Source organism: Paenibacillus tarimensis (assembly GCF_021532315.1).
Lineage (GTDB): Bacteria > Bacillota > Bacilli > Paenibacillales > Paenibacillaceae > Paenibacillus_I > Paenibacillus_I tarimensis.
In genome coordinates this window covers 21,718-32,813 of the sequence record NZ_JAKGAO010000035.1, presented here as the reverse complement: position 1 = coordinate 32,813, position 11,096 = coordinate 21,718, and the positions used below count along the sequence as shown (strand labels likewise).

8 protein-coding genes, 5 tRNA genes and 1 rRNA gene are annotated in these 11,096 nt (G+C 48.5%); 13 read left to right on the top strand and 1 reads right to left on the bottom strand.

The window, feature by feature from the left end; all coding sequences use genetic code 11:
- The 8 genes from L1N82_RS22425 to ahpF all read left to right on the top strand — a co-directional run.
- Window positions 1-174, top strand: a 16S ribosomal RNA gene (locus tag L1N82_RS22425); the annotation flags it as partial.
- Window positions 175-283: 109 nt separating this feature from the next.
- Window positions 284-374: transfer RNA gene (locus L1N82_RS22420), tRNA-Ser, on the top strand.
- A gap of 1 nt (window position 375) precedes the next feature.
- A tRNA-Met gene (locus L1N82_RS22415) sits at window positions 376-449 on the top strand.
- Between the two features lie 13 nt (window positions 450-462).
- Window positions 463-539, top strand: a tRNA-Met gene (locus L1N82_RS22410).
- A 28-nt stretch (window positions 540-567) separates the two neighbouring features.
- A tRNA-Thr gene (locus L1N82_RS22405) sits at window positions 568-643 on the top strand.
- Window positions 644-647: 4 nt separating this feature from the next.
- Window positions 648-733 (top strand) — tRNA-Tyr (locus L1N82_RS22400).
- A 360-nt stretch (window positions 734-1,093) separates the two neighbouring features.
- Window positions 1,094-1,657 (top strand): alkyl hydroperoxide reductase subunit C, encoded by a 564-nt coding sequence (gene ahpC / locus L1N82_RS22395; protein WP_235289693.1) that lies wholly within the window; start codon window positions 1,094-1,096, stop codon window positions 1,655-1,657.
- A gap of 17 nt (window positions 1,658-1,674) precedes the next feature.
- Complete coding sequence (gene ahpF / locus L1N82_RS22390; protein ID WP_235289690.1) at window positions 1,675-3,204, top strand: alkyl hydroperoxide reductase subunit F; 1,530 nt, start codon at window positions 1,675-1,677, stop codon at window positions 3,202-3,204.
- A 107-nt stretch (window positions 3,205-3,311) separates the two neighbouring features.
- On the opposite strand, the gene L1N82_RS22385 is transcribed toward ahpF, so the two are convergent.
- Window positions 3,312-4,034, bottom strand: coding sequence for a GH12 family glycosyl hydrolase domain-containing protein (locus tag L1N82_RS22385; protein WP_235289684.1), 723 nt, complete (start codon window positions 4,032-4,034; stop codon window positions 3,312-3,314).
- A 338-nt stretch (window positions 4,035-4,372) separates the two neighbouring features.
- Between L1N82_RS22385 and L1N82_RS22380 the strand changes: the two genes are divergently transcribed.
- From L1N82_RS22380 to L1N82_RS22360, 5 genes are all read left to right on the top strand, one after another.
- A complete protein-coding gene (locus tag L1N82_RS22380; RefSeq protein ID WP_235289682.1) occupies window positions 4,373-5,815 on the top strand; it encodes an RICIN domain-containing protein in 1,443 nt (480 codons plus the stop codon).
- Window positions 5,816-6,697: 882 nt separating this feature from the next.
- Window positions 6,698-7,114, top strand: a complete 417-nt coding sequence (locus tag L1N82_RS22375) for an Rrf2 family transcriptional regulator (RefSeq protein WP_268822109.1) — start codon at window positions 6,698-6,700, stop codon at window positions 7,112-7,114.
- A gap of 98 nt (window positions 7,115-7,212) precedes the next feature.
- Window positions 7,213-8,076 (top strand): SDR family oxidoreductase, encoded by an 864-nt coding sequence (locus tag L1N82_RS22370; protein ID WP_235289677.1) that lies wholly within the window; start codon window positions 7,213-7,215, stop codon window positions 8,074-8,076.
- 173 nt (window positions 8,077-8,249) lie between these two features.
- Window positions 8,250-9,035, top strand: coding sequence for an arylamine N-acetyltransferase family protein (locus tag L1N82_RS22365; protein WP_235289674.1), 786 nt, complete (start codon window positions 8,250-8,252; stop codon window positions 9,033-9,035).
- Window positions 9,036-9,143: 108 nt separating this feature from the next.
- On the top strand, window positions 9,144-10,835 hold the full coding sequence (locus L1N82_RS22360) for a thiamine pyrophosphate-binding protein (RefSeq protein ID WP_235289668.1): 1,692 nt from the start codon (window positions 9,144-9,146) through the stop codon (window positions 10,833-10,835).
- Window positions 10,836-11,096 lie beyond the last annotated feature (261 nt).

The window sequence follows — 11,096 nt, the reverse complement described above, 5'->3', positions numbered from 1 at the left end:
TCACACCACGAGAGTTTACAACACCCGAAGCCGGTGGGGTAACCTGAAGCGTTTCGTCAGAAACGCACATCGGAAGCGATGCTCGGGAGCCAGCCGTCGAAGGTGGGGTAGATGATTGGGGTGAAGTCGTAACAAGGTAGCCGTATCGGAAGGTGCGGCTGGATCACCTCCTTTCTAAGGAATTAATGTTTCCCGTTGTGGGAACAATACTAGCACTCATGAGTGCACATTAGACGGCTAATCGTTCGTTGTCAGTTTTGGAAGAACAATGGTTCTTTCACCTGGAGAGCTGTCCGAGTGGTCGAAGGAGCACGATTGGAAATCGTGTATACGTTAACCGCGTATCGAGGGTTCGAATCCCTCGCTCTCCGCCATGGCGGTGTAGCTCAGCTGGCTAGAGCGTACGGTTCATACCCGTGAGGTCGGGGGTTCGATTCCCTTCGCCGCTATTTCCTATATTGACGCGGGGTGGAGCAGCCCGGTAGCTCGTCGGGCTCATAACCCGAAGGCCGCAGGTTCAAATCCTGCCCCCGCAACCAAACCTTTATTGAAGTGAAAACAGCATATGCCGATGTAGCTCAACTGGTAGAGCAACTGACTTGTAATCAGTAGGTTGGGGGTTCAAGTCCTCTCGCCGGCACCACCTTGGAGGATTAGCGAAGTGGCCAAACGCAGCAGACTGTAAATCTGTTCTCTGACGAGTTCGGTGGTTCGAATCCATCATCCTCCACCAGTTTTTTAATGCGCGCGAATTCTAACTCAAATATTCGAGCCCTTTATCCACACACGGATAAGGGGCTTTTTGCTGTGTCTGTTCAGGAATGGAAGCTCCTGCATATGAACACCTGGCATCTGCATGCTATTTCAGCTATTATATTGTTAGTGAATGGTTGTACTTAAACCGAAAACGGCGGATGCAGCACCTGTCGTAAAAAAATGTACACATATGAATTTGCAAAAAGCCCTTGATATTTATTATCATTCTAATATAATAATGGATGTAAATCGAATTTCATATTCGAGAAAAAGGAAGCATATTACCAGCACCAAGGAAAGACCAACTAAACTTAACTTAACCAAGGAGGATTTTCTAATGTCACTAGTAGGAACTGAAGTTAAACCGTTTAAAGCATCCGCATATCACAATGGCTCTTTCATCGAGGTTACCGACGCTGACTTTAAAGGCAAGTGGAGTGTCGTTTGCTTCTACCCGGCGGATTTCACATTCGTTTGCCCGACTGAGCTTGAAGATTTGCAGAATCAGTACGAAACATTGAAAAGCCTTGGCGTTGAAGTATACTCCGTATCCACTGATACGCACTTCACCCATAAGGCTTGGCATGACAGCTCGGAAACAATCGGCAAAATCACTTACATCATGATCGGTGACCCATCGCACACGATTTCCCGCAACTTCGAAGTACTCGACGAGGCTGATGGCCTGGCTCAGCGCGGTACGTTCATCATCGATCCTGACGGTATCGTACAGACTGTTGAAATCAATGCAGGCGGTATCGGCCGTGATGCCAGCACGTTGGTTAATAAGATCAAAGCAGCACAATACGTAAGAAATAACCCAGGTGAAGTTTGCCCGGCAAAATGGCAAGAAGGCGGCCAAACACTGAAGCCAAGTCTTGATCTTGTTGGCAAGATCTAAAGCAGGGAGAAATTAGAATGGCACTGGATAACGAAATTAAAACACAACTAGAACAATATCTTCAACTGATGGAAGGCGACATCGTGTTGAAGGTCAGTGCTGGAACTGACGACGTGTCTCAGGAAATGACGGGATTGGTTAATGAAATAGCCGGCATGTCGTCAAGAATTACAGTTGAGCATACCGAGCTTTACAGAACACCCAGCTTTAGTGTGAATCGCCCTGGCGAAGACACGGGTGTAACATTTGCCGGTATCCCGCTCGGACATGAGTTTACGTCGCTGGTCCTGGCACTGCTGCAAGTCAGCGGCAGAGCGCCTAAGGTTGATCAGAGTGTCATCGACCAAATCAAGAACATTCGCAGCGAATACCATTTCGAAACTTACGTCAGCCTAAGCTGTCACAACTGTCCAGATGTTGTACAAGCCCTCAATTTGATGAGCGTCCTAAATCCAGGCATTACGCATACGATGATTGACGGGGCGGCGTTTAAAGAAGAAGTGGAAAGCAAGAATGTCATGGCTGTTCCAACAGTTTTCCTGAATGGTGAAACGTTCGGAAGCGGACGTATGACTATTGAGGAAATTCTCGCCAAGCTGGGCAGCACTGCCGACGTATCCGAGCTTGCTAACAAAGAACCTTTTGATGTTCTTGTTGTTGGCGGTGGTCCAGCTGGTGCCAGCGCAGCAATCTATGCAGCTCGTAAAGGTATTCGTACCGGTATCGTTGCAGAGCGTTTCGGCGGCCAGATTCTAGACACCCTTGGTATTGAGAACTTTATTAGCGTGAAACAGACGGAAGGGCCTAAACTGGCTGCAAGTCTGGAAGAGCATGTGAAAGAGTACAATATCGATGTCATGAAGCTGCAGCGCGCCAAGCGTTTGGAACGGAAGGACCTGATCGAAGTAGAGCTCGAAAGCGGCGCTGTACTTAAGAGTAAGACGGTTATCCTGTCGACAGGCGCTCGCTGGCGTAACATCGGCGTACCAGGCGAACAAGAGTTCAAGAACAAAGGTGTGGCTTACTGTCCGCACTGTGACGGACCATTGTTCGTGGGCAAGGATGTTGCGGTTGTCGGCGGAGGCAATTCAGGCGTTGAGGCTGCTATTGACCTTGCCGGTATCGTCAAGCATGTCACGGTACTCGAGTATAATACTGAGCTGAAGGCAGATGAAGTCCTCCAGAATCGTCTGTACAGTCTGCCGAACGTTACAGTAATTAAGAACGCTCAAACCAAAGAAATTACTGGTGAAGATAAAGTCAACGGAATCTCCTACGTTGATCGGGAAACAGGGGAAACCAAACACATCGAGCTTCAAGGCGTGTTCGTCCAAATTGGACTGGTTCCGAATACGGACTGGCTAGGTGAATCCGTGGATCGCACCCGTTTTGGTGAAATTGTTGTGGACCAGCATGGTTCCACCAGCATGCCTGGCGTATTTGCGGCCGGTGACTGTACCAACAGCCCGTATAAGCAAATTATTATCTCCATGGGCTCAGGTGCAACTGCTGCATTAGGCGCTTTCGATTATCTTATCCGTAATTAATAGTGAATCTAAAGAAAAGACCACTGCGTTATACAATCCATTCAGGGCTGTATAACGCAGTGGTTTGTTTATTAGGCTCATTCCAGTACTGTGTTCAATTCCTCTGATCAGTTAGCTGTCACAGAGAAGCTGTTGGTTGTATAGTTCAATCCGGCAGGGGAGGAAGTAATCTCAAAGCCGAATTGTACCCGGTCGAGCACGACATCGTTGTACCAGCCTCTGTTCTTGATCCAATTCATGACTCCCAGAACATCCACGGTTCCCGAATTAGTCTTGCTTGTTCTAACGAAAGAAAATACTTCATTATGTCCATTGGTGCCGCGATAAACGTTCCAAGTATGTCCGCCGACATTGACGTTCGTATATACTGGTACAGGGTTGCCCTGAGCATCCCAGTTATGCGAGATAGGCTTAACACCGCCATAGTGATTCATCCACAGCATAATCTCATAGGCATAGTTGCCGGCCCAGATATCGTAAGCAGTTACAAAGTCGGTGCCGCTTGTAGGTACCGTTACATTAAAGCTGCTCTTGACACTGGACAGGGCGCTAAGCTTTTTGCCAACATCCTTCGTACTGTTCGGATAAGACTTGATACCGCCCGTTCCAGGATGCTGGGCCCACACACCCCAATTGCTGTACGAATTAGCCCATATGCTCTGCGGGCCGGCTCCGGAGCCCCAAATGTTGTTATACACAATATATCCGCCATTCGTCCAGTTGCCATATTGCTCTGATGTACTCCAGACAGCTGCAAACGCATTTGCAGTTAACGAAACGACCGCAGCCAGTGCTACAAGCAGGGATAAGCCAATCCGTTTTTTCTTCATTAGTCCATCTCCTTTATTTGAGTGTTGTGGCGGTGCAATCCAATAGCTCGTTCTCTGAAAGTTAAAAGTACTACTTAAGCCTCCTCTCCTGAATGAGCTAGCGCTGATAATGTCAAACAACTTTTTGTTAGCGCTTACAAAATAATTATATCGCTTTAATTCATGAAAACTACCAGGTAAATTAGTGTAAAATTCATATAATAATATAGAGTGTGATGTCGGAACATGCTGAGATAAATTTAAGAATAAGTCTCTAAGTGGGGGGGGAGCAGAGTAAACATCAATAAAGAATAAATGATGTAAGCGCTTAATACTATGGTGTTGAGGAGGGATTTATGATGAAAAGCAAGCTTAGTTTGGCTCTGATCGCCTCTCTGTTGTTTGGCTGCATGACAGGATTAGTCCCATTGGCGGAGGTAGCAAAGGCTGCCGCTGTAAATGTATCCAATGGCATTCAATTCAAGGACACGAACGGGAATGTCGTTCATGCGCACGGCGGTGGCATGCTGAAGCAAGGCAGCTTTTACTACTGGCTCGGAGAAAATCGTGACGGTACCAATCTGGTCTCCTTGTACCGGTCCACGGACCTGAAGAATTGGGAGTTTCGCGCCCACCTGTTGACGAAGGCTATGGGCGGTGAGCTGGCAACAGCCAATATTGAACGTCCGAAGCTGCTCTATAACGCGTCGACGGGAAAATACGTGATGTGGATGCATAAGGAAAATGGGGTTGACTATGGTGAAGGACGTGTCGCAGTGGCTTCTGCGTCGAGCATTGAAGGGCCCTATACGTATCATGGCAGCTTCCGTCCGCTCGGATACGATTCCAGGGATATGACGGTGTATAACGATAATGGAACAGCTTACTTATTCTCCTCAACACGTGTTAACGCAGACATGAATGTGTTCCGTCTGTCGTCTGATTTTCTCACTGTCGATTCACTTGTTCAGACTATGTTCGTCGGACAATACCGAGAAGCACCGGCCGTTTTCAAGCGGGGATCGACCTATTTCCTGATTACATCCGGCGCAACCGGCTGGAATCCAAACCAGGCCAAATACTCGACAGCGACAAGTATTGAAGGAACCTGGACGAATCCTGTAAACTTTGGGGATTCGACGACCTACGGCTCACAATCGACATATGTCATTCCGGTCAGCGGCAGCACGACGACGTCCTATCTGTATATGGGAGACCGGTGGGCAGGCGCCTGGAGCGAACCAGTAAATAACTCCAAGTACGTATGGCTTCCGCTTACATTCCCGACCGCTAACACTCTTGAGATGAACTGGTATCCCAGTATTGATATCGACACGGCAACCGGTGTCATTACAGGCAGCAGCAGCGGGGGGCTCTTTAACCCGAACACGGCGTACAAGATCGAGAACGTGCAGAGCGGACTCACTATGGAAGTCAGCCAGCAGTCAACGGATAACGGGGCGAATGTCGATATATGGAGCTATTGGGGCGGCGGTAATCAGAAGTGGCGGATTGAACAGGTGGGCAATTATTACCGGATCGTGAATATAAACAGCGGCAGGTCGCTGGATGTATCTGGTTCTTCCACCGCCGACCACGGCAATGTTATCCAGTATGATTATTGGGGGGGCAGTAACCAGCAGTGGAGCCTGGTGGAGGCCGGCGGCGGCGCATTCCGGATCGTGAATCGCAACAGCGGCAAGGCGCTTGATGCCACCGGTACCACGAATGGATCCAATGTCATTCAGTACAGCTATTGGGGCGGAGCCAATCAGAAGTGGCGGATTGTTCCTGCTGATTAAATGGCCTTGTGGGAGGCGGGCGAGTCGTAAGGGCGGTTACTACGACTACTAAATATATTGTTACGCAAAGACGACGGCTTCAAGATCTGATTGGTGGGTTACATGTTACTATCCAGTAAAAATATTGACTGGGCAGGCTCACAGTCCGCTGATTGACCCTGTTGGAAACTGCAGCTCCAAAAGAATAAGTGTTAGACTGGCCTGAAAATAGAAACAGCGACAGCCAAGGACGGGAGAATATAATCCTTGGCTGTCGCTGTTTCATTGCAATAACGTACCCGTTAGCTTAGCGCGTTATACCTCTTTGAGAGAATAGAGCAATAGCATTAATTCCAGCCAAAATGAACGGGTAGAACAATAAACCTACAATAATGATAAGCCCGGAAGCAGGATTCGCGTCATCTGCCGGATGATCCATTGGAAATTGGGATGCAAAAATACTAATGTATAGACAGTAGTACGGAACCCAGGCTATGGATGAAAGAAAGTTAGCCTTTTTCGAGGGAAGAAATCGTTTTCTTATCATGAGGAAAAACGTAACGATTGAAAAGTAAAAGCATAAAAGACCGACAATGACACTAACCCAATTAATAATTGCTATATCAACCCCCGTTATTCGACTAATTCTATAGACATTAACTAATAGTTCACTAATAATAAATGGCAACAAGGCAAAGATGGCGCTCAAGGCATTTAACTTAAGAAAGTAGCGCATTCGTTATTCCCTCCCAGAAATGAATCGGTTTCCAAATATTAGACGATAAAGATCCACTCCATGTTGCAGTAAACCGCCCGCCCGTGAACGAAGGGACGAATAGCAACCTATTCGGGTTGACTAAATTATATAAAGTAACTATACTAGTTATAACGGTGGTGGTTATCCTGAAGCAAATAAGCACGCGCTTTTCCATGGCTGTACATATCTTGTCCCTCATCACAACGAGTACGAATGAAGTTACCGGTGACTTCATAGCCGGGAGCGTAAATACTAACCCGGTGGTAATTCGCAGAATTATGGGAATGTTAAAGAAGGCAGGTTTGCTCGATGTCCGTCCTGGGGTAGGAGGAGCATTCTTACTCAAAGCGCCCGAAGATATTACGCTGCTTGATATTTATCACGCCGTTCATGTGATCGAAGGTAACCGGTTGTTTGGCGTGCATCAGGATTCCAATGTACGATGCCAGGTTGGACGGAATATTGAGTCTATTCTCCAATTCGAACTGAATGAGGCTCAGTCGGCTATGGAGCAGCGATTGGCACAAACAACTTTGAGCAAGCTCATCGCTAGGTTTGAATAAATGAGAGCCCATTTAAGAGCTTTTATTTTATACATTCGTTGTAACCATTATAGTTATAACCGTTGTAATTACAATTATCGCTTGGGAGGAACAAACGTATGAAAATGTTAGTGACAGGGGCAACAGGTAAACTAGGAGCCAGAGTAGTCGAAACGCTGTTGAAATCGATGCCCGCAAGCCAGCTAGCCGTTAGTGTCCGAGATCCGCAGAAAGCGGAAGCTTTAAAGGCTAGAGGAGTAGAAGTACGACAGGGAGATTTCGACCATCCTGAGACATTGGATTCGGCTTTTGCCGGCATAGACCGGCTGTTGATCATTTCGACTGATGGCGATACCGATACGAGAATCAGGCAGCATACCAACGCAGTAGAAGCAGCTCAGAGAGCCAAAATCGGGTTCATTGCTTACACTAGTGCCACCAACGCCAGAGAAAGCTCGCTATTCCTTGCAGAAGTACATCGTGTAACAGAAGAAGCGATTCTCAAAACAGGCATTCCGTATTCCTTCCTGCGCAACAATTGGTACCTGGAGAATGAAATCGGTAAAATTCAAGGCGCTGCTAACGGCCAGCCTTGGGTAACGTCCGCAGGTTCAGGTAGAGCAGGCTGGGCATTACAGCAAGAGTATGCGGAGGCTGCAGCAGCCGTGCTGGCTGGCAGCGGGCATGAGAATACGACTTATGAGCTTGGCGGCAAGCTCCTGACACAGGAAGAGTTAGTATCCGAGATTAGCTCGGTCCTAGGTAAGGAGGTGCCAGTTCTGCAAGTCGATGATTCCAGATTTGCCGGGATTATGAAGGATGCAGGTGTGCCCGATTTTGTCATCCCTATCCTGGTAGGCATTGAGAGAGGCATCCGGGAAGGCGCTCTGGAGGTCGAAAGCAATGATATGGAAAAGCTGATCGGCCGGCCGTTGACGCCAATCAAAGAGGCTCTAACCCAGATCATCAACGAAAGCAAATAACAAATGCAATAAATAGAAAGCAGCTGGTTGCGGCCAGCTGTTTTTTTGTTCATACCAGCGGGCCACGCAGGGAAGGGAACATGTGGTAAAATAAGGGGGACTATATTAGAGAAATAATATTTGTTTACATAAGAAATATTATGTCAATAATTTGATTGACTGGAGGAAACGGAATGGATGAACGTCTTCTGGACACGCTGTTTCGCAAGCGGATAGGGTACTCAAGAACTGACGCGTTGTCATTCACGGATTTGAATTCCATACTAGAGCTTACGGGACGGACATTGCCCTTTGAAAATATGAGCATAATCGAGAACCGGATTCGTCCGGTCACGAGAACGAACCTGACGGACAAAGTACTGATTAATGGCGAGGGAGGACTGTGCTACGAATTGAATACGTTGTTCCATGCCTTCCTGCTCGCCAATGGCTTCGAAGCCGTTCTGGTAAGAGGCATCGTGTATTATGCCGACAGTCATACATACGCAGCTACTGGCAGAACACATGTTACCATACTGCTTAAGCACGAGGGCCGGAATTATCTCGCTGATACAGGGTTTGGGGGAAACCTGCCGCTTCGGCTTGTGCCGACTTCGGGTGAGCCGGTCGAAAGCGCCAACGGCCTTTTTCGTGTACGACCGGCAGAGGGTGACCATGCAGTGCATGGTGATTATATGTTCGAGATGAAACTGCGGCATAAGGATCATGATTGGCACACAGGCTATGTTTTCGATTCGGGTCAGCCGATTGATCTAGAGAATTGTAATACAATTCAGCGGATTGTCGCCGAGCATCCAGGGTCTACATTTAATAAACGACCGCTATTTACGAGGCTAACCCCTGACGGCAGTATAACCCTGACTGACACCTCTCTGACCATCTCCAGCAATGGGCTGGTTAACAAAACAATGATTCTACCGGGGCAGTTTGAAGAGCTCCGAGACCAGTATTTTAGGTAATTATTCCAGTATAAGCTTGCCCAGCTGTAAATGCATAGCGCATAGGCTCCCAAGTTATACTAAACGATGCAATTCAAGACTATCGTTTGAAGGGAGAGGTGGGCTTCAATGCCGGATCTGTTACAGGAACGTTCAGTCAAGCCGCAGCCGGTCAATGCAGACATGAAGAAACCCGATCAAGGGCTGACGGTAGCGGATTTTATTCTTAAACAGCTTTCGAGCTGGGGCATTACCCGAATCTATGGCGTAATTGGTGATGCGAACCTGCTCCTGCTTGACGCGATATCCCGGCAGCGGGCAATCCAGTATATCCCGTTTCTGGACGAGAATGCGGCAGCGCTGGCCGCATCTGCAGATGCGAAGCTTAACGGCGGGATTGGCGTCGTTATAGGCACAAGCGGACCAGGCCTCGTTAACATGCTGAATGGCTTGGGAGATGCATTTGCCGATCGGGCAGGAGTACTAGCGATTACGGGTCAGGTGGATGCACCGAAGATTGGACTGCATACAAAGCAGTATGTACAGCAGCAGCTAACCGTAACGCCACTCGCGGCATTCTCGGAGCTGCTTGCACATCCGGACGCTCTTCCGGACCTGCTGCAGCATTGTCTTGTCTTGAGCCGCCTTCAAGGCGCAGTCACGCATTTATCAATTCCCAAGCTGATGTTCACCGAGAAGGTCAAGGGAGCCGTTCTCCCTTATTCTCCACATTTCCATCAAACGCTGCTTGCCCCGGATAAGGATGTTGAGGAAGTGTTTCAGCTGGTGGCTGCTGCACGTAAGCCAATGCTGCTTGTGGGTGGCGGGATCTCGGGCGCGGAACTCGAAACGGTAATGTTTGCGGAAGAAATGGGTGCGGCTGTTGCAGCTACTATGCCGGCCAAGCATTTGTTCCCCCATAACCATCCACTGTTCGTGGGCGGGCTTGGACTGGCAGGCAGTGAAGCGACGAGTATATTAATGAGAGAGAGCGATCTGATTATTATCTTGGGCGCTACCTGGTGGCCTGAGGAATATACACCTCAGGGTGCGAATATCATCCAGATAGATGCTGCACGTGAGAATATCGGGATGGGACATTTGCTCGTGCGCGGGCTTGTTGGGGATTTACGTGATCTAATGCCGCGTCTTGCCAAGCTGGCTAAGCGCTCTGCTAAGAACGAGGAAGCGCAGGCTGCATGGAAAAGGCGTATCTCGGAGGCACGCAGCGAATGGACGGAACGGCTGGAGCAGGAGACTAGCCAGGAAGGATCCCCAATGGCTCCACAGCGCATCATGCGTGACCTTGCAGATATGATCCCGGCGGATGCGATCATCGCAGTCGATACAGGTGACCACACCATCTGGTTCAATCGTGTCTTCAGTAACCACGGCCAGCGGATACTTCTGTCTGGACGCTGGCGCACTTTGGGATTTGCGCTCCCGGCAGCCATTGCTGCCAAGCACGCTTGTTCTGAACGGCCTGTCGTGGCTATTGCAGGCGACGGCGGAGTCGTGCAGACCATTATGGAGCTTAGAACCGCCGCGGCGCAAGGTCTTGCGCTTATCTTAGTGGTTATTAATAATAATGCCTACGCAATTGAGAAAAATCGGATGGAATTGACCGGACTAAGCACGATTGGAAGCACACTGGATAACCCCGACTTTGTTCTTCTGGCTGAAGCATTAGGGGGAAAGGGATACAGGGCCACTTCTTCTGCAGAACTCCGCAAGTGCATGGAAGAAGCATTTCATTCTGAGAGGCCTGTCTTAATTGATGTCAGTGCCTCGTCACCGACAGTCCCTCACAGCAAGATATAGACATTCGGGGCTTGTTCAACCTAAGAACCGGACCTATAGAGCCGACCCTCAAACGGTCGGTTTTTTGCATTTTATTATGAAGGCTCCTTAAACAGCGGTACAATACAATTATGGTAAAATGATGGTAATTCATCTAATGTTCAACCTTATCATGAGAGGAGTTTACAATATGAGCAAGAGAGCATTTATGTGGACAGCGGCAGGAGCTGTTGCGGCAGGATCTGGAAACAGCGGAAGTAAAGCGGCGGCAATCGATCTTTC